The organism is Segatella copri (genome assembly GCF_009494395.1).
Classification (GTDB): domain Bacteria; phylum Bacteroidota; class Bacteroidia; order Bacteroidales; family Bacteroidaceae; genus Prevotella.
Map to the genome: position 1 here is coordinate 1 of NZ_VZCB01000060.1, position 23,092 is coordinate 23,092.

Consider the following 23,092-nt stretch of genomic DNA (forward strand, 5'->3'; position numbering starts at 1 on the left):
CCTTGGTCACGCTCAGCTTGCAACTGAACTGTGCGATAGTTCCGTTGATTGTCACACGTCCCATGATAGGGACAATTCCGTTTCTCTCCTTGCTTCCGTTTACATAGAAGACTGTCTTGAATGTACTTCTCATAATTCCTTGCTTTTTGTTCTGTGCAAAATTAAATCATGAGAGTTGCATGGCAAATTCACAACCTGTGCAGAATTGAGAAGTAAAAACCGAAGCCGTTAAAAATGCTTATTAGAGCGTTTCTTTGAGGTAATGACTTGAAAGCGTTTCTACTTCTCAAATCCGCCATTTTCGCATTTCCTCACGAACGTCACTTAAAGCCAACAACTGCCACAACCACTTGAAACTCAAAACAAAAGCCCAAATCTGCTATTTTTTGCTTTTTTAGTCATTCTTTTTCCGAAAAATCTCACCCGATGCAGTAGAAATCTCACCCGATGCAGTAGAAATTGCGTCCCGACGTAGCATCGGATGCGTCCCGACGCAGTAAAAGATGCATCCCGACGTAGTACAAGATACGTCGGGACGTAATTTCAGAAGCATCCTGGTGACCATCAGGTAAGCCTCATTCGGAAAAAGTATTTTATCAGAATTTTCGCATCAGGTTCAGGGTGTGGCAATAAGTGGCAATAAGGTGGCAATAAAAAATCCCTTATTGCCACACGCTATTTGTTTATAATCAATGAGTTAAGTGTGAGTGTGGCAGATGTGGCATTAATTTGATAAAAAATAATTTTTCGTTTATGTAAAACTTGGGTTAAAGATAATGAATCTGTGTGAATCTGTGGAATCTGTGGGAGTTTTATATGTCCCACGGATTTCACAGATTTACACAGATTTTTTATGCCCTGGGTTAGCAGCTTCTGCCTTAACCTTTCCGCTGTAGTGTAGTGTGAAGTACGTTTGCTTATTCCGTTGTCTGTGCATTTGAGGCGGCTTTAGGAGATAATTATTATTAAAAAACTAGAAAACATTTGGCTATCTCGTTTTTTATTGCGTAATTTGCGTTGCGTAAAAAGCGCAATAGCTGTAAGTATAACGAAAACAATAAGATAAAAGCAATAATATGGCAACATTGAACGATGGCTTATCAGAATTATTGTGCCTGGCTTACGGAGAACCAGCAGATGCTGTTGCTGGCTATAGCTAGTGAGAGCCTGGTATCTTCGCCATTGAGCCAGCAGTTTATCTGCACCCACCATCTTCCTGCCACGAGCAGCGTGAAGACGGCATTAAAGGCATTGGTGGATAAGCAGCTGGTAAGCAAGACCCCAAACGGTTATTTAGTAAGCGACCGCTTCTTTTCGAAGTGGCTGGTGAAAGGGGGAATCATAGCCAACTGAGGAAATGAAAATTACGTCATTGCACAAGTTCATACGTTTCATTGAGTCGAAGGATACGGTTGCGCTGGGTGAAGGATACGACTTCACTGGGTGGAAGAGTCAATTTCGTTGGCGGAGCTTCTTTACGGCAAGATATAAATTCGGCGGTTCAACCGCCGAATTACTGTCAAGCATATCACATGCCTCGCCTTGAGAATTAGCTATGGTGAGATGGATGATAACAATGCCGCAACTTATACGATGCAAGGAAGCAATTATAACGATGCAAGGAAGCCTTTCTTACGATTGCGTGACATTTGTCATGCGTTTATACGACTCTTGTCGTAGGGTCGGATGACAAATGTCGTATAATCACATGACATATATCAAAGTATAAATAAACCTAATATTTTACACCAAAAGATACAAGTTATCACATTATTATATATATATGCATCATCTTTCATAGAAGACAAAGAATGCGAATTCAACAAGCAAGTGCAAAAATTCATCCCATTGTCTGTTAAAGAATATAATCATAAAAATCTTGAAAACGTGCAGAAGGCTTAATACGATTTGCATAACGTAAAGGCATACAAAAAAGGCGACTCCCGATATGTTCGAGAGCCGCCTGGTAATCTCTTCTTATTCCTTCATTTTCTGAATTTCCTCCAGTGGAAGCTCTGTGGCCGTTGCCACTTGCGCTTCAGAAAGACCCATTGACAAAAGGCGGTAAGCTGTGGCTATCTTTTCTTTCGCCATTCCTTTTTCCATTCCTTTTTTCATTCCTTTTGCCATACCTATTTCCATTCCTCTCTTCTCATCAAACTTTCTGGTGGCATATATATCACGCATATTCTTGATGTCCTCGTCATAAAGCTCAAGTTCCTCTCGGGAAAGCTTGCGGAGGTCGCCTATCTCTGCCAATTTGCGGAAGACTGGATACTTCTCGCTGAATGGCATCTGTTCAAACATGTTCATATTCTTCACTATATAAATCCAACAATCAAATATATCCATACACTCTGCCTCCGTGTGCTTGTCAAACAATGGCAGTTGGAGTAATTACCATACTATGTTTTTATATGCATTTTGCCAACAATAATACATTATAGTCAAAACAAATCGCTATGGGTTCCATTGTTAAGAAACAGCAAGGTTAGTTTTTCATTGTTTTGTTCCCACAGCATCAACCAATCTGGGGTTATGTGACACTCCCAGATACCTTCTAGGTTTCCATGAAGTTTATGCGATTTATATGATGGTGGCAGTTTCCCCTCTTTGGCTAGTTTCTCTACGGCTTTTTCAATGAGGGTTGGATCTAGACCACGTTTCACTCCTTTTCGCAGAGACTTTTTAAATTTGTTTGTAAAGTCAATAGAGTATTTCATTCTAAGCACTGTTTGATTAAGTCGTGAGCATCTTTTGCATGATATACTCTGCCAGCTTTAACATCTTCTAGGGCTTCTTCAATGCCACTTTTCTTTTCGGTTTGAATAACCCAGCCAAACTTCTTTGCCAGTTCCTTTAATAAGTTGAAGTCAACTTGCGGAACAGTTATTGTTGTTGTTATATTATTTATAGCTACATCCATATTGCTTTACTTTTAATGTTATTTTTAATGCTGCCGCAAAGATACGACTTTTCCTCGTAACTTCCAAGTTTTTGGGGGAAAAATGTAGGGAGGGTGATAAAGAAAAAATAGGCGGCTCCCGGATTCGAGAGTCGCCTATGATTATGCAGTATTTATTATGATGAAACAAATGCTTACTTTACTGTGCAGTAGATGTTGTCAGATGTCTTTCTTGTAGGATACAACTTGATGGTGTTTCCAGCAACAGCAATGTTGTCACCACCTGCTGTCAAGTTATTGAGACTACCACCGAGGTTGATGTCCCAACCACCGTTTATGCGGAACTTCCAACCATCGGCAGTAACACCTACTTTTGTTGCTTCGAAGCAATACTCTTTAGCATTCCAAGTCATGACTGCGTCGCCACCCCAATTGTTGAAGCCACCGATGATTCCCATGGTTTCAACCTTAGTGGCTGTGATAGTGCCTTCTGAAAGATTAACATCCATGTAGTAAACACCTTCGCCTGCATTTACGCCGATGTTGCCATTGTCGACACCGATAGCAGCTCCACCAAAGCTTACAAATGTACCTGCACCAATAGCGGTGTCCCAGTTTCCTTGCGCGCGCTGGAACTTGAACTCAAAGCCAGCAGCGTTAGGATCGGCCAAATAAACATAACCAGTGTATACGCCCTTTGCATCGTCTACGAGAGCAAGCTTCTGATCATTGGATTTCCAACCATCAGTACTACCGATGAAGTAGATGAATGGATCGTAGTTAACCTCCTCTATGGTATAAGAGTAGTCCATCATGTTGATGGTGAGCTTATACTTACCAGCCTTAGCAATCTTACCTGCCTTAGCTTCACCGTTGGTCAGTGCACCAGTCATACTGTCGTCGCCGTCAACCTTAGGTCCTACAACACCTGGAGCCCAGAGGTCATCTGCATCAATATTTTTCTTAGGAATAATCTTCCAATACTGGTCTGCCTTTGTTGTCTCGAAGCTTACGGTGAAGATAGGATCATCATATACATCCTTTTCGCTGTGATTGAATGCCTTTGCAACACCCTTAGTCCAGCCATTAACGTCATCTGTAGTAAACATATCGCCTACGAGGTAGTAAGCTGCATCGATGAATGGAGCCTCAGGAATAGCCTTAACCTGGAATGTTTCAGATGTAACCATCTTCACGGCTGTTGAGCCATTGCTTTGCCATGCGTCAAGAGTAGCATCGATGTCGCGCTCTTTAGGACGCTTGCCATACTTATTGGTGATGTAATTTACCAAGTCAGCTTTAGCCATGTTACCATCAGCATCAATGTCGAATGACTGACCGTCGAAGTTAATCTTATAATTAGGTGTATAAGCTGCGTCGGAAGAAGTAGGAGCAACAATGCTCGCTACTTTTACCTTCTCTGTCTTAACGTTAGCCAAGTTGATGACATCAACTGGAGTTACGCTACCGTCGCCGAATGATACAGCTTCCTCCTGAGGATTTGACTGTGGGTTACCCCAATCTGTGTAGTCCTCGGTACAAGATACCATAGACATCAGCAGGGTCATTCCCAATAATATTTTCTTAATCATAATTGTCTATACTTTAAGTGATTTACAATTTAACGATGCTGAATGCACCTGTGATGTCGTTGAATGAGATGACATACTTACCTTCTGCCAAACCGATGTTATGACCATTAGCCTCGCACTTACCATACATGTTGATAGCGCCATCTGCTGCACCATATCCCCAGTTGGTATCCCAAGAACCAGCAATCTTGAACTTGAAGCTTACTGTCTGTCCGGCAGGAACTTCCATCACATAGTACCAAGCGTGGTTTTCAACGCCCTCAGTGTTGTAAGGAAGCATTGGAGTGTCGCTCGCGAAATCGTCTAATGAGGTTGCAATCTGGATAGTACCATAGTTGGTTACATTACCCTCGTACTTCTCCATCTTGGCTGTATTGTCAGCAGTGTTGATTGTAATGGTGTAGTAACCGGCTTCAGAAGCAACGATATGACCACCGTCAGCACCGCCATTACGATTTTCTATTGTGCCTTTTTTAGCGCTGATTTCGTTATTGAGTATGGCGTTCATACTGTAATCCCAGTTGAAGTCTGAAGGCAGAATCTTGAAGCCAGCTCCGTCGCACTCGGCCTTGTCGTTGTAATCGCCAGTAAGGAAGTAGTTGGTGTATTCAATCTCACCAGCACCAGTCTTCTTGTCGTAAGAGAAGTTTGGCTTAAGGAACATAGGAAGTGCGTCTACTCCAATGTTCTTGTCGTTTGCCCACTTAGCGCCGAACATGTTACCTACAAGATACCACATTGTTGGAACAGCATCCTTCAATTCAATGTAGTAAGGCTTTACGTTAAGCTTTACTGAGTTTGAAGCGATAGGGTTCAGGTGGTTTGTGCCCTCAAGGATGTAAGCGTTAACACGAACGTACATCTCCTGCTCGGCAGGAACATTACCTTCAGTCCATTTAAGTATCTTTACCAATGCCTTGTCCATTTCTTCTGCAGAGGCAGAAATATTACATTTCTGTGTGGTGTTGCTAAGAACAGCGTAGTCTGGCACCTTTTCGCCACTCTCGTCTGCAGCAGCTTCATCAGTAGAAACTGTGAAGCTGTTGGTTGGAGATACCTGTACCTCGTAAGTTGCGTTGATTGGGGCATTGTCTGCTGTGTACTTAGGCTGTGACCATGTAAGCTCAAGACCAGTAGATTTTTCCAAATCAATAGTCGTCGCATTGGCATATTCTGGAGTATTCAACGTGAACTCCTTAGGCTGGATAAGCGTAGGGTTTGAGTCGTTGTCATCCGAACATGAAGCGAATAAGCTGATGATGCCGATAAGCAGAGCACCAATTATATATTTATTCTTCATATTGTGTTTTCTTTTATAATTCTTTTATACTTTAGTTTTGAACCTCGTTGTATCCATCAATCTGTGTCAAGTTCTTGTTAGAACGAACCTCTGAAGATGGGAGAGGATATACATTATAGGTCTTGGTGAAGGTTGTACCATTAGTACTTCCACCCTTAAGCTCCCATTTGTATGTAGCCTGAGTTCCACCAAACTGATTGAAACGAATCAAATCGGTACGGCGCAGACCCTCGCAATAAAGCTCGCGAGAACGCTCGTCAAGAACATCGTTAAGAGTGTAAGAAGGACGTACGGCAGCGTGGGCACGATTGCGGAGAGCGTCGATATAACCCTTAGCCTTAGCCGAACCCTCGCCATTGATGTGCATCTCTGCCTCTGCTGCATTGAGGTAAGCCTCAGCTACACGGAAGAGGAAGAAGTCGATGTCGACATTATAGCTGTCGTGAGGAGTACCACCATTAGAATAGTTGTTATTCCATTTTGGTGTTGCAATACCCTTGATGAATTTATCGTTAGCACCAATCTCCAAAGTACGATCGCCGTCACTGTTGCCTTTACCCCAAAGGATAGCACGGTCGTCAACGTTCATAGCACGGATTTCGGAAGCTGACTTGTTTACAACAACTTTTGGATCGGTGAAGAACTTCTCTACGAATTGTGGACGAACACGCATACCTGACCATGTGTTGGCAGTAGTGGCAGCATCCTTACCTGTAACAGTCTGCATCGTAGCATCCCAAAGAGCAGCTACATAGAACATAGAACCACCCCATCCCTGAGTCTTTTCTCCATCTTGCATCAATGGGAGAAGAGCCTCGCAGCTTGCTCCATTCGATCCATTGTCGCCCATGAAGAGCAGGTCGTATGGCTTGTAGCCATTAGCCTTAGCCTCATTAGACATCTTGCTGTCATCGAAGAGCTTATAGTCTGAATTGATAACCTTCTCGGCATATTCGAGTGCCTTATCCCAATATTGATTGTTCTGACCATCGTTATTGAGGTATGTACCAGCATTGAGGTACAGACGGCTTAAGAGCAACCAGCATGTGCCTTTATCAATGCGGCCATAGTCTGGGTCGCTGTCAGTCTCAGGCTTTGCTGCCAGCAAGTCTGGCTCTGCTGCCAGCAATTCGTCCTTTACCCAGTTGAACAGGAATTCACGGCCCATCTGAAGAAGCTCTGCGCGAGTGTAGCTCTTGCCTTCTTCAAACTTTTCGTTGTAAGCGTGGGCCTGACGCGGTGTCTCTGCAGAAATCTTGTCAATGAATGTCGGGTCTCCGAAGAAGTCGAGCATCAAGAAATAGCTGTAGGCACGAAGTACACGTACCTCTGCATACTTAGTTTTATCCTCTTTGGCTGCATCGAGGCTCAAGAAATGATTCTCGTAAGAGATGTTCGACATCAGACGATAGTACAAGTTCTTCAATGTAGCATTACCCGGATCTAACTTATTATTGGCAACATCTGCGATACCGCCATCCGACCACCAGCAGACAGCTTCGTCGGTAGGTACCTCGTTGAAGTTGAACAGGTTGCGTAGAAGGGTTGACTTACCATTGTCGTCGATAGTGAAATCGGCATTACCGTCATTACCCTCCATGATAAGACCAGCATAGCACTTGCTGTATAAGCCCATAATATTAGGATTGGCATCAACAGTAGGGTCAATGTTTCCCTTGTTCAAGTCATCCATGCAAGAGCTCAAGCTTGCTGAAAGCAGAAGAGCTGCTGCTGGGGCAATTATTTTGAATTTATTGAGTTTCATATCGAAATCTATTTTAAAATGTTAGAAGTTAAGGTTCAGACCGAGCAGGAATGTGCGGCAACGAGGATAGATGTTGTCGTCCTTACCTGATGTTACTTCAGGGTCGATACCTTTATACTTGGTGATAGTAAATACGTTAGAGCATGAGGCGTAGATACGGCCAGAGATGCCCTTGTAGTTGCCACCCTTCAGCAGATTGTTGAAGTTATAGCCCAGTGTGATGTTGTCGCACTTCAAGAAGCTACCATTCTGAACGAAGTAGTCAGTAAGAGGATAGTTGTATGAAGTCCAGCCCAAATTTACAATATCCTTTGTGCTGTTTTTGTAATATCCCTTAGCACTACAAATTTCTTTCGTATTTATTGCACCCTCAGCGTATCCATTGTAGAGATAGTTTCCGAAGCTTGCACGGAAATTACTGCCGAGATCCCAGTTCTTGTATGCAACCTTGAAGCTGAAACCGCCTGTCCAAGGAGCCACGATATTCTTATAGAAGTATCTGTCGTTCTCGTCAATTGTACCATCGCCATTACGATCTACGTAGCAACCCATGATTGGACGTCCGCTCTCATCGTAAACCTGCTGGTAAACCAAGAATGAGTTGGCTGGCTTTCCTACCTTATGATAGGTGATAGCCTGATCCTGACCTACCTTCATACCTGCCTCTATCATATCACGACCACCAGCAAGTTCGGTAATCTCGTTCTTGTTGTAAGCAGCGTTGACGCTCAATTCTACAAACCAGTCCTTGGTCTGGATAGGACGACCTGTGATAGCTACCTCAAAACCCTTGTTTTCCAATGTACCTGCATTCATCAAGAGCGCATTGTCAAAGTTCTGACCTGCAGCGATGGTTGTTGTGCTGAGCAAGTCGGTTGTCTTGCGGATATAACCATCAAGGTTGATGGTGAGTCTCTGGTCGAACATACCATAGTCGAGACCTACGTTCCATGTAGTAGTCGTCTCCCAAGTCAATTCGTCATTGTATGCCAATGGACGGTAGAGTGTTCCTGGGTTGTTGGCAATACCACCGATTGGATAGAGGAAGTGATTACTTGTACTCTTCTTATAGGTAGCGGTGTAGTACTCTTTACCTGTATCCTGCTGACCGGTCTTACCCCAACCAAGTCGGAGTTTCAAGTCGCTGATAGCATCAACATCTTTCAGGAATTTTTCGTCTTTGATACGCCATGCGAAGGCTGCTGATGGGAAGAAACCCCAACGGTGTCCGTCTGCAAAGCGGCTTGAACCATCATAACGGGCAGTGAATGTAAGGAGGTAACGATCCAACAGAGAATAGTTGGCACGTCCATACCAGCTCACGAGGTAAGTCTGTCCCTTCCAGTTGCTTGTATCGTAAGACTTCACGGTTCCTGCAAGAGCTTCGCCCTTGTCGTTCTTACCTTCGTAGGTAGATGGATACATAGACTTGCTCCACTGGTCTCCCCAATATTTCATGTGGCTATACTCATAACCAGCCATGATGTCGAAGTGGTTAGCCTTGTTGAAGTCCTTGGTGTACTGAGCATAGGCAGTAGCTACAACGTTATACTTCTTCTCCTTATTTTCGCTGTTGCCACCATAGTAGAATCCGTATGTAGATTGTGGATTGTTGGTGTTGTACTCTCCACCAGTGCTATATTCTCCAGCTATGTTGGCGTGAAGATGAAGGTCTTCGAAACCATGTATCTTATAGTCTGCCTCTACATTACCCAAGAGAATATGCGCACTCTTGTAGAAATCGTAGTTTTCAACTTTTTCTACAGGGTTTGTTGGAGCATCGTCGTTGCGGTTATATGGGAATGTAGGGTCGTATGAAGTAGTAGGTAATGCCCACTGCCAATAGCCACCCCAGTTCTTGAATGTTTCGTCACTGCTCTTTACTGGGCGGGTAGGATCCATGTTGATAGCTGCACCTACTGCATCCTGTCCACCTGGATTTGTTTTTGAGTAAGAATACTTACCGTTGACATTAATGTTAAGGTGCTTGTCGAACAATGATGGATTGATGTTGAAACCGGCAGTAACACGCTTATAGTCAGAACCCTTCAGAATACCTTCCTGACCAGTGTAACCAACGCTGACACGATAAGGCATAGACCAAGAATTCTTACTGATTCCACCTGTCAAGCTGACATTATGCTCATGGCTGACAGCTGCACGGTAAATCTCGTCCTGCCAGTCGGTATCGTATGTGCCGGCAGAATAATCTGGAGTTCCATCTGCGTTGAACTTCTTCCAGCCTAAACCTTTGTAGGCAGAAGAATCTTCACCATAATAGTTCTTGATGAAGTCTGTATATTCAGAAGCATTCATCACATCCATCTTCTTGGCAACAGTACTTACCGAAAGTGTACCATTGTAAGAAACCTGTGGCTTCTGGCCGCTGCGACCCTTCTTGGTTGTAATGATGATGACACCATTGGAACCGCGTGAACCGTAGATGGCAGTTGCTGAAGCATCCTTCAATACGGTAAAGCTCTCGATATCATTAGGGTTGACAAGAGACAGAGGGTTGTTTACACCCTTTGTGCTGTTGTTATCCATAGGCATACCATCGATAACAATCAATGGGTTGTTGCTCGCAGTAAGAGAAGCACCACCACGGATACGAATCTGTGCACCATCACCAGGAGCACCCGTTGATGAGTTGACATTTACACCAGCAATTTTACCCTGGATCATATCCTGTGCAGAAGTAATGATACCATGGTTTTTCTCATCAGGCTTGATCGCAGTAACAGAACCTGTCAAGTCGTTCTTTTTTGCTACACCATAACCGATGACTACGACTTCGTTCAAAGACTTAGAGTCATCCTGCAAGGTGATGTTCATGTTGTTGGCAGCCTTCACTGTCTGTGGAGTCAATCCCAGATAAGTGAAAGTAATGTTAGAACCTGGAGCTGCGTCAACAGAGAAGTTACCATCCATGTCGGTAATACCTACTGCCTTACCGTTCACTGTAATGGTAGCACCCATGATTGGCTCACCGGAAGCATCCTTCACGTGTCCCTTAATCGCATTAGTCTGCGCAAAGGAACTTGCTGTCAGAAGCAGACCACTTGCGAGGGTCAATGCTCTGAGAGGCAATTTAAATTTTACCTGCTTCATCATTTTGTCTGATTTTTAAGTTTATGTTTATATTTATTGTTTATTCTTTATGAATATTCTGCTTGTTTTGTGATGAATATCACGTTTTTAGTCTCTGGCCTCGTTTTATATATAAAAATAGGTCGAAGAGTTGCGCTGTTTATTCTTTCTGGGTGCAAAATTAAGGTCTTTTTCAATACGATGTACTATTTTTTAGTTAATTCCGTTATTTCTTATGCGCAATCGTTTGCATTCCTTTTGCTTGATTTAAATCAATGAAAATGATGCAACTTAACGGATATTTGTCTAATTTTGCAGCGTGAGGAAAGATATCATGAACGAGAATAATATTATTACAATGAAAGATATAGCTCGCGACCTGGGGGTAAGTATCGCCACGGTGAGCAGAGCTTTGAAGGACAGCCCTAGAATCAGTGCTGCTCAGAAGGAGCGTATACAGGCGTATGCGCGGGAACATAATTTCTATCCCAACGTCATCGGAGAGGCTTTGCGACATAGCAAGGTGCAGCCGATGAAGGTGATAGGAGTTATCATTCCGGAGTTGGTACATTATTATTTTATGTCCGTTCTTTCGGGTATTGAGGAGGAAGCGAGAGCCAGAGGCTATCGTGTGATGGTGGCACAGAGCAGGGAAAGATATGACCGTGAGGTTGCCATCTGCGATGACTTCTATAAGAATAAGGTGTGCGGCATCATCGTTTCGCAGGCAAAGGACACCAAGCAGTATGCTCACTTCGAGAAGTTGATGAACAATGGCGTGCCGCTGGTCTTCTATGATAGAATATGTACGGGCGTCAACTGCTCCAGAGTGGTGGTGGATGACTACATGGGCGCCTTCACCGCAGTGACTCATCTCATTGATACGGGCTGTAAGAAGATTGCCTTCTATGGTTCGCCGATGAATATGGAGATTTCCAAGAACCGGTATAATGGTTATCATGATGCCCTCGTGAAGCATGGATTGACGGAAAATCCAAATTGGGTGAAGGTTTGCGACAACCGTGCGCAGGCTGAGGCTATCACACCGGAAATCCTGGAGCAGGATGATGTTCCTGATGCTTTCTTTGCCATCAACGATGATACCGCAATCGGCATCCTCTATACCGCTAAGCGTATGGGATTCTGTGTGCCGGATGATATCAGCATCTGTGGCTTTACCAATGGTGACCGTGCCAAGGCGAGTGATCCGATGCTTACCACTGTGGAACAGAGAGGTGTGGCTGTAGGAGAAGAAGCGGCAAATATCCTTATCGGGCAGGTGGAAGGCTCCATCCCGAAAGATGATGTAGAGAAAAGGGTTGTGAGAACCCGACTCGTGGTAAGAGGAACTACCAGATAAAAATTCAAAGTATAACAATATGACACAAAAACCTGATTTAAGTTTCTGGAAGCTCTGGAATTTGAGTTTCGGATTCTTCGGGGTACAGATTGCCTACGCCCTTCAGAGCGCCAATATCTCCCGAATCTTTGCAACGTTGGGTGCTGACCCACACAACTTGAGTTATTTCTGGATTCTCCCTCCATTGATGGGAATCCTGGTACAGCCTATCGTAGGAACACTGAGCGATAAGACCTGGTGCCGATTCGGTCGCCGCATCCCTTATCTCTTCGTGGGAGCCACGATAGCCGTCCTCGTGATGTGCCTGCTGCCGAATGCCGGTTCGCTGGGCTTGACCGTGAGTGGAGCGATGCTCTTCGGACTGATTGCCCTGATGTTCCTGGATACGAGTATCAATATGGCGATGCAGCCATTCAAAATGCTGGTGGGCGACATGGTGAACGAGAAGCAGAAGGCAAAGGCTTATTCTATCCAGAGTTTCCTCTGCAATGCCGGCTCTGTGGCTGGATATATCTTCCCATTCCTCTTTACCTTCCTGGGAATCAAGAATGTAGCTGAACAGGGCGTAGTGCCGGATTCTGTTATCTGGTCGTTCTATGTGGGTGCTGCCATCCTCATTCTCTGCGTCATCTATACAACGATGAAGGTGAAAGAGTGGAATCCTCAGCAGTATGCGGAATATAATGAAGTGAAGAGTGAAGAGGGAAGAGTGAAGAATTCTAATGCTGAGGCTCCTGAAGACAAGGCTAACTGGATTACTTTGCTGTGCAATGCTCCATCTACCTTCTGGAAGGTGGGACTGGTTCAGTTCTTCTGTTGGGCTGGTTTCCTTTATCTCTGGAACTATTCTACCGGTGCCATCGCCGAGACAGTTTGGAATACTACCGATCCTAAATCGGCTGAGTTCCAGGAGGCTGGTAACTGGGTAGGTATTCTCTTCGCTGTTCAGGCAGTAGGTAGTGTGCTTTGGGCTGTGGTTCTTCCTCAGTTCAAGAATACCAAGATGGCTTATAGTGTGAGCTTGATTATAGGTGGTGTGGGCTTTGCTCTCATTCCGTTCCTTCACGACCAGTACTTGCAGTTTATCTCATTCCTGATGATTGGTGCCGGTTGGGCAGCCATGCTGGCAATGCCTTTCACCTTCGTTACCAATGCCTTGCAGGGCTATGGTCACATGGGTGCTTATCTGGGCTTGTTCAATGGAACCATCTGTATTCCTCAGATTGTAGCAGCCATCTGTGGTGGTGGCGTCTTGAGTCTGGTAGGTTCTCATCAGAGCGATATGATGATTGTGGCTGGTATTTTGCTTATCTGTGGAGCTTTATCGGTTAGTATCATCAAGGACCATCAGAAAGAGAATGCAAAAGAGTTAAAGAAATAGGTGTGAAACCGAAACCAATGCAAACGTTTGCATCGTTTTTTGGGTTCTTTTGTGCAAATGAAAGTTGAATATGACGGATATTTTTCTTAATTTCGCACCGTAAATAATAACAAAATAACCTTTTTGGGTCTTATGATTATACATTTTCATATTTCGTATAAGACAATGTTCGGCGAGCAGATTGTCGTCAACATTCAGAAAGATAATGAGGAAGTGAAGTTTCCTTTGACCACGCTCGATGGTGAGCGCTGGTCGTATGATTGGTGTGTAGAACCTACTCAGCAGGCTTACACCTATTATTATAGTGTAGTACGTGAGGGCGTTGTGCTGAAGACTGAATGGCTTCTGGTGAAGCATCGCCTGGATATGACAGCGAAGAAGGCAGCGGAATATACGCTCTACGATCACTGGAAGGTGATACCTCAGGATTCCTACTTGTATAGTAGTGCCTTTACTGACTGCATCAACCACCAGGCTCCTCAGGAGATGAAGCCATGCAACTATGCTAAGACAGTCCGTATCATCGTTCGTGCTCCTCAGTTGCGTGATGGTGAGAGTCTCGGATTGTTGGGCGCAGGTCAGGTATTGGGTAACTGGAAGCTTCAGAACGTGGTACCAATGACTCAGCATATCTATAATGAATGGGCGGTAGATTTGGATGCTACCCAGTTGCAGAGTTCTCATTTGGAACTGAAGTTTGTGGCTGTTGATAAGAAGAAGTCACAGGTTCTTTGGGAGACAGGAATGAACCGTACCATAGACTTGCCGGAGATGGAGGCAGGAGAAGTCGTAGTCTATGATTTAGACCAGGCATTCTTCGCCCTTTACAACCGCAAGCTTGCCGGAACGCAGGTGCCAGTATTCTCCTTGCGCAGCGAGAAGAGTGCCGGAGTGGGCGATTTCGGTGATCTCAAGACCATGATTGATCTCGTGGCATCTACCGGTCAGAAAGTTCTTCAACTTCTGCCAATCAATGATACCACCATCACCCATACCTGGACGGACAGTTATCCATATAGCTGCATCAGCGTCTTCGCCATCCATCCGATGTATGCCGATCTTCATGCACTTCCAGAGTTGAAGGATGCCAAGGCTCGTGCTGCGGCAGAGAAGAAACGTGAACAGCTGAACAGCTTGTCCCAGATAGATTATGAACAGGTAAATGATTTCAAGATCAATTACTTGCACCAGATATTCGAACAGGAAGGTAAAAAGATAATGTCGGGAGCCGATTTCAAGGCTTTCATTCTGGAAACACAACAGTGGCTCGTGCCTTACGCACAGTATTCTTACCTGCGCGACAAGAATGGTACTGCCGACTTCACTCAGTGGCCAGACCATAATGTCTGGGATGAGGCTGAGCGCAAGGATTTGACCAACCCTGAAACCGAGGCGTACAAGAACGTGGAGTTCTTCTACTTCGTGCAGTTCATTCTGAACAAGCAGATGCAGGAGGCACACGAGCATGCCAAGGCTAAGGGGGTCATCCTGAAGGGTGATATTCCTATCGGTGTGCATCGTCACAGTTGTGATGTCTGGATGGAGCCTAAGTACTTCAACCTGAACGGTCAGGCAGGTGCTCCACCTGATGACTTCTCTGTGAACGGTCAGAACTGGGGATTCCCTACTTACAACTGGGATGAGATGTTGAAGGACGGTTGCCAATGGTGGACCCGCAGATTCCAGAATATGTCTAAGTACTTTGATGCTTACCGCATTGACCACGTGCTGGGCTTCTTCCGTATTTGGGAAATTCCAGTAGATAGCGTACATGGTTTGCTCGGACAGTTTGCTCCAGCCATCGGCATGACCCGTGAGGAGATTCAGAGCTATGGCTTGAACTTCCAGGAGGATCGCTTCACCCGTCCGTTCATCACCGACTGGGTATTGGACCGCATGTTCCATGAGCGTGCTGACGAGGTGAAGGAGAAGTATCTCGACCGCATCGACGATGAGCGTTATCAGATGAAGCCAGAGGTAGATAGCCAGCGCAAGGTAGAAGCTCTCTTCGCTGATGTAACAGATGAGAAGGAAATCTGGTTGCGTGATGGCTTGTATGCCCTGATCAGCGATGTACTCTTTGTACGTGACCGCAAGAATCCGGAGCTTTTCCATCCACGTATCTCTGCACAGCTCGACTTCATCTACGAGTCGCTCTATGATAGTGATAAGGTTGTGTTCAACCGTCTTTACAATGACTACTTCTACCGCCGCCACAACCAGTTCTGGTATGGCGAAGCAATGAAGAAGTTGCCTAAGTTGATTCAGGCTACCCGCATGCTGGTTTGTGCCGAAGACCTCGGTATGGTACCAGATTGCGTGCCATGGGTAATGAACGAGTTGAAGATATTGAGTCTGGAGCTCCAGAGCATGCCAAAGGATCCAACGGTTAAGTTTGGTCATCTGAGCCGCAACCCATACCGCTCAGTCTGCACTATCTCAAGTCATGATATGCCAACCTTGCGTATGTGGTGGGATGAGAACATCTCCCGTACCCAGGAGTATTACAACACGATGCTCTATCGTGAAGGACCAGCTCCTCATCCGCTCCCAGGTTGGTTGGCAAGAGATATCATTGCCCGCCACTTGACTTCTCCATCCATGCTCTGTGTATTGAGCGTTCAGGATTGGCTCGCCATCGATGAGAGACTCCGTCTGCCGGATGCTGATGCCGAGCGTATCAACATTCCTGCCAATCCAAAGCACTACTGGCGCTATCGCATGCACCTCAGTCTGGAGGAATTGGCTGCCAGCAAGGAGTTTATGGAGAACATCACCGAGCTGATAGCTCAAGGTGGAAGAATCTAAGGTTTTGTAAAAACAATAGCAAAAGCGAATGCAAAAGCAATAGAGGATGCAAGTGCGTGCAAACGTTTGCACCTTGATATACAGAAAAATACCCTCCCAATTTGTGGAGGGTATTTTTGTTTTTTGTATCTTTGCACTGTCTTAAGAATAAACTGATTATGATGAAGACGAACTAACAAGAATTCAAAAAACAAGAATAAGCAATAACTGAACAATATGAAGAAACTGAATGTATTAGTGATGGGCCTCTTGCTCCCTATGTTGGCAGCAGCCCAGACCGTTAAGTCGCCTAACGGCAACGTCTCAGTAACTTTCTCTTTGACAGAAAAGGGACAGCCTACCTACGAGATGAGCTATAAGGGAAAGACTGTATGTAAGCCATCTCATCTCGGATTGGAGTTGGCTAAGGATAAGCATGCTTCTAAGGGTATGGAGGAAACCAGCCTGATGGATGGTTTTACAGAGACTGGCAGCAAGACATCGACCTTCGATGAAACCTGGAAGCCAGTATGGGGCGAAACCGCTACCATCCGTAACAACTACAACGAGATGGAGGTAAACCTGAACCAGGCTTCATCCAAGCGTAACATCACCATCCGCTTCCGTGTTTATGATTATGGTATGGGTTTGCGCTATGAGTTCCCTCAGCAGGAAAGTCTTAACTATTTCGTCATTCAGGAGGAGCATACCCAGTTTGCCATGGCAGGCGATCATACCGCTTACTGGATTCCTGGCGATTACGACACTCAGGAGTATGAATATCAGATTACCCCATTGACCGGTATTCGTCCAATTATTGCGAAGAACCGAGAAGCTTACAAGAGCAATTCTTCTACTACCGTCTTCTCTGATACCGGTGTTCAGACCTCTCTCCAGATGAAGACCAAGGATGGACTCTATATCAATATCCACGAGGCTGCCTGCCTGGATTATCCAACCATGCACCTCAACCTGGATGAAAAGACATTGACCTTTGAGTCTTGGCTGACTCCTGATGCCGTAGGCAGAAAGGGATTCATCCAGACTCCGTTCAATACACCTTGGCGTACCGTCCTCGTTAGTGATGATGCCCGTGATATGCTTTCATGCAAGCTGACATTGAACCTCAACGAGCCTTGCAAGATTGAGGATACTTCATGGATTCATCCTACCAAGTACTGCGGTGTATGGTGGAACATGATTGTAGGCACCAAGACCTGGAGCTATACCAACGACCTGCCATCCGTTCGTCTCGGTGTAACCGATTACAGCAAGTGCAAGCCTAACGGTACTCATGGTGCAACCAACGAGGAAGTAAAGCGCTATATCGACTTTGCTGCCAAGAACGGTTTGCAGGAGGTTCTGGTAGAAGGCTGGAACGAAGGTTGGGAAGACTGGTTCGGTCATCAGAAACTCGATGTCTTTGATTTCGTGACTCCATATCCTGATTTCGATATCAAGATGCTCAATGAATACGCTCATTCTAAGGGCGTGAAGCTGATGATGCACCACGAGACATCTTCTTCTGCACTCAATTATGAGCGCCATCTGGAGGATGCCTTCAACCTGATGAACAAATACGGTTATGATGCCGTGAAGACCGGTTATGTCGGCGATATCATCCCAAGAGGTGAGTATCACTACAGCCAGTTGATGAACAATCACTATCAGCGTGTCATCGAGACAGCAGCCAAGCATCATATCATGGTAAATGCCCACGAGGCAACCCGTCCTACTGGTATCTGCCGCACCTGGCCTAACCTGGTTGGTAACGAGAGTGCACGTGGTACAGAGTACGAAGCATTTGGCGGTTCTGTATCTTATCATACCGTGATGTTGCCATTCACCCGTCTGCAGGGTGGTCCGATGGATTATACCCCTGGTATCTTCGAGACCAAGCTTTCTGAGTGGAGCAACAACCAGAGCTATGTTCATACCACACTCTGTGGTCAGCTTTCGCTCTATCTCGTGATGTACAGTCCGCTGCAGATGGCGGCCGATCTTCCAGAGCATTATGAGAAGTATGATGATGCCTTCCAGTTCATCCGTGATGTAGCTTGCGACTGGGACGACTCCAAGTATCTGGAGGCTGAGCCAGCCAAGTATATCACCGTAGCCCGCAAGGCTAAGGGTACCGATAACTGGTTTGTTGGTGGCAAGACAGATGCTGCCCGCACAGCCGTAGTAAAGCTCGACTTCCTGGATAAGGGCAAGAAGTATGCTTGCGCTATCTATCAGGACGGCAAGAATGCCGATTACGAGAAGAATCCTAAATCTTACCAGATTATCCACAAGACTGTGAAGAAGGGTGATGTCTTGAAGATTAAAGAAGCACGTGGTGGTGGTTTCGCCATCTCATTGCTCGCTAAATAAGTCTATAATTTCCGTATTTCCGTCCAACTGTCGGGTTGGACGGAAATACGCTAAAAATGAGTGTAGATAATCTGGGACACTTATTCTACGTTTTGCTCACGTTAATGTCCTGTATAATAGCAACTTAACAGTATGAAAGTCCAAAAACTAATAATTGCAGCATTGACAGCATCGATATTACCTACTTCATTGAGTGCTCAGCAGACATTCAATGAGATGATGTATTCCAAGGAGAAAACCATGTTTGTACTCAATGCCCCTACAGCCGGCAAGTCTTCTGTTACCATCCGTCTTTATAAGGACGGACAAAAGGGAAAGGCTTATAAAGCGCTGAAAATGAAGAAGATGGGTGATGAGCGCTGGGAAGCTACCGTGAAGGGCGACCTCAAGGGAAAGTTCTATACCTTTGATATCGGCAAGGGTGAAACTCCGGGAACATTTGCCAAAGCAGTAGGTGTGAACGGAAATCGTGGTGCCATCGTTGATTTGTACGATACCGATCCATCTGGATGGGATAAGGACGTGCGTCCTGCCTTGAAATCACCAGCCGATCTCGTCATTTACGAGCTCCACGTACGTGATTTCTCCATTTCTCCTACATCTGATTTGAAGTATAAGGGTAAGTATCTTGCCCTTACAGAGCCTGGTGCCATCGAATATCTCAAGAACCTCGGCATCAATGCCATCCATTTCCAGCCGGTATTCGATTACGCATCAGTAGATGAAACCCAGCTCAACAAGCCACAGTTCAACTGGGGTTATGATCCAAAGAATTATAATGTGCCGGAAGGCAGTTATAGTACCGACCCATATTCTCCGGGAACCCGCATCAAGGAGTTCAAGGAGATGGTGATGGCGCTTCACAAGGCAGGCATCCGAGTGATTTTCGATGCCGTATACAACCATACTTTCGATATCAACGGCAGCAACTTCCAGCGTACTTATCCTGATTATTATTATCGCAAGACCAAGGATGGCAAGTACTCTGACGGCTCCGGCTGTGGAAACGAGACTGCTTCAGAAAAGGTTTTGATGCGCCAGTTTATGCTGGAGAGCGTGAAGTATTGGATAGATGAATATCATATCGACGGTTTCCGTTTTGACCTGATGGGTGTGCATGATATCGAGACCATGCAGGCTATCCGTGAGTTGGTGAACCGTATTGATCCTAGCATCTATATCTATGGTGAGGGATGGAGCGCAGGCAGCTGTGCTTATCCTACCGAGAAACTTGCCATGAAGGCGAATACCCACCAGCTCAATGGTATCGGTGCCTTCAGCGATGATATGCGTGATGCCCTCCGTGGTCCTTTCTCTGATGACCATAAGGGTGCGCTTCTGGCTGGTCTTCCTGGACAGGAGGAGAGCCTGAAGTTCGGTATCGTGGGTGGCATCGCTCATCCGCAGGTGGATATGAACAAGGTGAACTATGACAAGAAGCCTTGGACCAACAACCCAACCGAGCAGATCAGTTATGTAAGCTGCCACGACGATATGTGTCTGGTAGATAGATTGAAGGCAAGTATCCCATCCCTGACAGATAAGAGTATCCCGGAGGAGATGCGTATTGCCGAGTTGCTTCGCATCGACCAGCTTGCACAGACCTGCGTCTTCACTTCCCAGGGTGTACCTTTCATTCTTGCCGGTGAGGAGATGCTCCGCGACAAGAAGGGGGTTCACAACAGCTTCAACTCTCCAGACAGCATCAACCAGTTTACCTGGACCAATCTGCAGAAGTATCCACAGGCATTCACCTTCTATAAGAATCTGATCCAGCTCCGCAAGAACCATCCAGCCTTCCGTCTTTCTACAGGCGATAAGGTACGTGAGCATCTGGAGTTTTTGTCTAATCAGGATGCCAACGGCAAGGAACAGAGCTGTCTCGTAGGTTTCCAGCTCAAGAACCTGGAAGGTATTGATGCCTGGAAGCATATCGTAGTCATCTATAATTTCAACAAGCAGACTAAGAAGATGCAGATTCCTGAAGGCAACTATACCGTGGCTTGCTGCAACGGAGTCATCAACGAGGAAGGTCTGGGCTTTATCTCCGGCAAGGAAGTAGAGGTTGCCCCTCAGTCTGCCTTGATTCTTTATCAGAAATAGTCTATATATATAATAAGGTGTAAATTATGAAAAAGATAATAGCTTCATTATTGCTTATGGGTAGCGCAATAAGTATGAACGCAGCGGTCAACGTAAGCCGCATAGAACCAACTGACTGGTATGTGGGCATGAAGGATGCTTCGCTCCAGCTGATGGTGTATGGCAAGGATATCAAGAATGCCGATGTTACGGTAGATTATCCTGGTGTGAAGGTGGATAGCATCGCCCGCCTCGATTCTCCTAACTATCTCCTTGTTTATCTCAATCTCGATGGCGCCAAGGCAGGAGAGATGACCCTCAATTTCAAGCAGGGCAAGCAGTCGAAGAAGGTGAAGTATGTGTTGAAGAACCGCGAGATGGCGGGAGACAAGCGCATCGGCTTCTCTAACAAGGATGTGCTCTACATGCTGATGCCTGACCGTTTTGCCAATGGAAATCTGAAGAACGATGCATTCAAGAACATGCGTGACAAGACCTGCGACCGCACGGCACCTAGTCTTCGTCATGGTGGTGACCTGGAGGGAATCCGCCAGCACCTGGATTATTTCAGCCAGTTGGGCGTAACTGCCCTGTGGTTTACTCCGGTTTTGGAGAACGACAGTCCTAATGATGGCAAGAACAGTACCTATCATGGTTATGCCACCACCAACTACTATCGTGTGGATCCACGCTTCGGAACCAATGCAGAGTATAAGCAACTCATTGATGAGGCTCACAAGAAGGGTCTGAAGATTGTGATGGATATGATTTTCAACCACTGCGGTTTCGATCATCCTTGGGTAGCCGATATGCCATCGAAGGATTGGTTCAATACTCCGGAGTGGCTTGCTCCTGAAAACCAGACTCCAGAGCATCAGAAGAATATCGGAACCATGGATGGTGCTGCCAAGGTAAATGACAAGTATCTCCAGACCAATTATAAGCTGACTCCAGTACTCGACCCATACGCCAGCAAGGTTGATCTCACAGAAACCGTGGATGGATGGTTTGTTCCATCTATGCCGGATTTGAACCAGCGCAATCCGCACGTCATCAAGTATCTGATTCAGAACAGTGAGTGGTGGATAGAGACCGTTGGCATCGATGGCATCCGCATGGATACCTATCCATACGCCGACCGTGATGCGATGGCACACTGGATGAAAGTGCTGGGCGAGGAATATCCTCACTTCAATACCGTAGGCGAGACTTGGGTAACCGAGCCTGCCTATACCGCCGCATGGCAGAAAGACAGCAAGCTCTCAGAAAAGAACAGCTATCTGCCTACCGTTATGGATTTCGCCTTCTTCGACCGCATCAATAGTGCGAAGAACGAGGAGACCGATGACTGGTGGAATGGTATGAACCGTATCTACAATGTGTTCTGCTACGACTATCTCTATCCTAATCCAAAGAGCGTGATGGCATTCGTCGAGAATCACGATACCGACCGCTTCCTGGGTGAAGGCAAGGATACTCTGGCATTGAAGCAGGCCTTGGCACTTCTCTTGACCGTAAACCGCACCCCGCAGCTCTATTACGGAACTGAGGTGTTGATGAATGGTACCAAGAGCGTAACCGATGGCAATGTGCGCAAGGATTTCCCAGGCGGTTGGGCAGGTGACAAGCATAATGCCTTTACTGCCGAAGGAAGAACCCAGGCTGAAAACCAGATGTTCGACTGGCTCAGCCGATTATTGCATTGGCGTCAGGGCAACGAGGTTGTCACCAAGGGCAAGCAGACCCAGTTCTGTCCACAGAAGGGTGTGTATGTCATTGCCCGCCAGTATAAGGGAAAGAGCGTGATGACCATCATCAATGGCAAGAAGGAAGCCAACGAACTGAATGTTTCCCGCTATGCTGAGATTATCGGTTCTCATGACAAGGCTACGGATGTTACAAACGGTCGCACCGTTCTGATCAACAAGAACGTGAAGCTCCGTCCTCGCCAGACTATGATACTTGAGTTCTAAAACGCAAGTAGGTGCGATGGCAGACGCAAGTAGTTGCGATTGCCAACGCAAGTATATTCCTATATGAACGTTCCTAGAGTTGTAATTTTACACATCTAGGAACGTTTTTTTCTTGATAAAAATTCTTTGGTTTCATTTTTTCTTCGTACTTTTGCATGCAGAAGTACAAAAACTTAATAAAAATGTATAAGGAAATAGGCAAATGGTTCTTGGATGTTGCGAAGTATATAGTAACAGCATACGTTTTGACCACAATGTTTGTAAAGGTTGATTCAATCTTTGCTGCATTAGGGGCAATAGTCATCATGGTGATAATGTTTGCCATAGGTGTCTATTTCTTGCATAAAGATAATAATAACGATAAAAAAGATAAGGGAAAGGAGAAATAAGTATGGATGCAGGATTGTTAAGTATGTATGTCGCTCTTATGCTTTTAGGCTTAGGAATGATAGTATTTTCCAAAATTGAAGATAATAAGAAAGGG

Annotated in this window: 15 protein-coding genes and 1 pseudogene; 8 read left to right on the forward strand and 8 right to left on the reverse strand. The window is 45.5% G+C overall.

Annotation, left to right across the window (positions count from 1 at the left end; genetic code table 11):
- Positions 1-133, reverse strand: a pseudogene (locus tag F7D73_RS07905) (site-specific integrase); the annotation flags it as partial.
- A gap of 959 nt (positions 134-1,092) precedes the next feature.
- Here F7D73_RS07905 and F7D73_RS07910 point away from each other — a divergent pair.
- Entirely contained in the window at positions 1,093-1,353 is a 261-nt protein-coding gene (locus F7D73_RS07910; protein WP_153123663.1) for a hypothetical protein, read from the forward strand.
- Between the two features lie 624 nt (positions 1,354-1,977).
- On the opposite strand, the gene F7D73_RS07915 is transcribed toward F7D73_RS07910, so the two are convergent.
- The 7 genes from F7D73_RS07915 to F7D73_RS07945 form a co-directional block, all read right to left on the reverse strand.
- Positions 1,978-2,382, reverse strand: coding sequence for a PD-(D/E)XK nuclease family transposase (locus F7D73_RS07915; protein WP_228117667.1), 405 nt, complete (start codon positions 2,380-2,382; stop codon positions 1,978-1,980).
- Between the two features lie 65 nt (positions 2,383-2,447).
- The gene (locus F7D73_RS07920) at positions 2,448-2,723 is read right to left on the reverse strand and encodes a type II toxin-antitoxin system RelE/ParE family toxin (RefSeq protein WP_153123667.1); all 276 of its coding nucleotides are present in this window, start codon (positions 2,721-2,723) and stop codon (positions 2,448-2,450) included.
- Entirely contained in the window at positions 2,720-2,926 is a 207-nt protein-coding gene (locus F7D73_RS07925; RefSeq protein ID WP_153123669.1) for a hypothetical protein, read from the reverse strand. Before F7D73_RS07925 ends, F7D73_RS07920 begins: the two co-directional genes overlap by 4 nt.
- Positions 2,927-3,099: 173 nt before the next feature.
- On the reverse strand, positions 3,100-4,497 hold the full coding sequence (locus tag F7D73_RS07930) for an Outer membrane protein SusF domain-containing protein (RefSeq protein ID WP_153123671.1): 1,398 nt from the start codon (positions 4,495-4,497) through the stop codon (positions 3,100-3,102).
- Between the two features lie 22 nt (positions 4,498-4,519).
- Positions 4,520-5,797 (reverse strand): SusE domain-containing protein, encoded by a 1,278-nt coding sequence (locus F7D73_RS07935; protein ID WP_153123673.1) that lies wholly within the window; start codon positions 5,795-5,797, stop codon positions 4,520-4,522.
- A 31-nt stretch (positions 5,798-5,828) separates the two neighbouring features.
- Positions 5,829-7,562, reverse strand: a complete 1,734-nt coding sequence (locus F7D73_RS07940) for a RagB/SusD family nutrient uptake outer membrane protein (RefSeq protein ID WP_153123675.1) — start codon at positions 7,560-7,562, stop codon at positions 5,829-5,831.
- A gap of 21 nt (positions 7,563-7,583) precedes the next feature.
- Positions 7,584-10,676 (reverse strand): SusC/RagA family TonB-linked outer membrane protein, encoded by a 3,093-nt coding sequence (locus F7D73_RS07945; RefSeq protein WP_153123677.1) that lies wholly within the window; start codon positions 10,674-10,676, stop codon positions 7,584-7,586.
- Between the two features lie 310 nt (positions 10,677-10,986).
- Between F7D73_RS07945 and F7D73_RS07950 the strand changes: the two genes are divergently transcribed.
- The 7 genes from F7D73_RS07950 to F7D73_RS07980 all read left to right on the forward strand — a co-directional run bounded on the left by F7D73_RS07950 (position 10,987) and on the right by F7D73_RS07980 (position 22,997).
- Positions 10,987-12,012, forward strand: coding sequence for a LacI family DNA-binding transcriptional regulator (locus F7D73_RS07950; RefSeq protein WP_153123679.1), 1,026 nt, complete (start codon positions 10,987-10,989; stop codon positions 12,010-12,012).
- Between the two features lie 19 nt (positions 12,013-12,031).
- Positions 12,032-13,393, forward strand: a complete 1,362-nt coding sequence (locus F7D73_RS07955) for an MFS transporter (RefSeq protein ID WP_153123681.1) — start codon at positions 12,032-12,034, stop codon at positions 13,391-13,393.
- 132 nt (positions 13,394-13,525) lie between these two features.
- On the forward strand, positions 13,526-16,201 hold the full coding sequence (locus F7D73_RS07960; protein WP_153123683.1) for a 4-alpha-glucanotransferase: 2,676 nt from the start codon (positions 13,526-13,528) through the stop codon (positions 16,199-16,201).
- A gap of 216 nt (positions 16,202-16,417) precedes the next feature.
- Entirely contained in the window at positions 16,418-18,553 is a 2,136-nt protein-coding gene (locus F7D73_RS07965; RefSeq protein WP_153123685.1) for a glycoside hydrolase family 97 protein, read from the forward strand.
- A gap of 132 nt (positions 18,554-18,685) precedes the next feature.
- Positions 18,686-20,656: a type I pullulanase gene (pulA, locus tag F7D73_RS07970; RefSeq protein WP_153123686.1), complete on the forward strand. Its 1,971-nt coding sequence runs from the start codon at positions 18,686-18,688 to the stop codon at positions 20,654-20,656.
- A 26-nt stretch (positions 20,657-20,682) separates the two neighbouring features.
- A complete protein-coding gene (locus F7D73_RS07975) occupies positions 20,683-22,608 on the forward strand; it encodes a glycoside hydrolase family 13 protein (RefSeq protein ID WP_153123688.1) in 1,926 nt (641 codons plus the stop codon).
- Positions 22,609-22,790: 182 nt separating this feature from the next.
- The gene (locus F7D73_RS07980; protein ID WP_153123690.1) at positions 22,791-22,997 is read left to right on the forward strand and encodes a DUF6722 family protein; all 207 of its coding nucleotides are present in this window, start codon (positions 22,791-22,793) and stop codon (positions 22,995-22,997) included.
- The last annotated feature ends 95 nt before the right edge of the window (positions 22,998-23,092 follow it).

What these genes read in the sequence shown, in the direction of transcription:
- F7D73_RS07945 (WP_153123677.1), bottom strand. Translation starts at nt 10,676, where the DNA reads ATGATGAAGCAGGTAAAATTTAAATTGCCTCTCAGAGCATTGACCCTC.
- F7D73_RS07965 (WP_153123685.1), top strand. Translation starts at nt 16,418, where the DNA reads ATGAAGAAACTGAATGTATTAGTGATGGGCCTCTTGCTCCCTATGTTG.
- F7D73_RS07910 (WP_153123663.1), top strand. Translation starts at nt 1,093, where the DNA reads ATGGCTTATCAGAATTATTGTGCCTGGCTTACGGAGAACCAGCAGATG.
- F7D73_RS07930 (WP_153123671.1), bottom strand. Translation starts at nt 4,497, where the DNA reads ATGATTAAGAAAATATTATTGGGAATGACCCTGCTGATGTCTATGGTA.
- F7D73_RS07960 (WP_153123683.1), top strand. Translation starts at nt 13,526, where the DNA reads ATGATTATACATTTTCATATTTCGTATAAGACAATGTTCGGCGAGCAG.
- F7D73_RS07975 (WP_153123688.1), top strand. Translation starts at nt 20,683, where the DNA reads ATGAAAAAGATAATAGCTTCATTATTGCTTATGGGTAGCGCAATAAGT.
- F7D73_RS07980 (WP_153123690.1), top strand. Translation starts at nt 22,791, where the DNA reads ATGTATAAGGAAATAGGCAAATGGTTCTTGGATGTTGCGAAGTATATA.
- F7D73_RS07925 (WP_153123669.1), bottom strand. Translation starts at nt 2,926, where the DNA reads ATGGATGTAGCTATAAATAATATAACAACAACAATAACTGTTCCGCAA.
- F7D73_RS07950 (WP_153123679.1), top strand. Translation starts at nt 10,987, where the DNA reads ATGAACGAGAATAATATTATTACAATGAAAGATATAGCTCGCGACCTG.
- F7D73_RS07955 (WP_153123681.1), top strand. Translation starts at nt 12,032, where the DNA reads ATGACACAAAAACCTGATTTAAGTTTCTGGAAGCTCTGGAATTTGAGT.
- F7D73_RS07920 (WP_153123667.1), bottom strand. Translation starts at nt 2,723, where the DNA reads ATGAAATACTCTATTGACTTTACAAACAAATTTAAAAAGTCTCTGCGA.
- F7D73_RS07940 (WP_153123675.1), bottom strand. Translation starts at nt 7,562, where the DNA reads ATGAAACTCAATAAATTCAAAATAATTGCCCCAGCAGCAGCTCTTCTG.
- F7D73_RS07935 (WP_153123673.1), bottom strand. Translation starts at nt 5,797, where the DNA reads ATGAAGAATAAATATATAATTGGTGCTCTGCTTATCGGCATCATCAGC.
- pulA (WP_153123686.1), top strand. Translation starts at nt 18,686, where the DNA reads ATGAAAGTCCAAAAACTAATAATTGCAGCATTGACAGCATCGATATTA.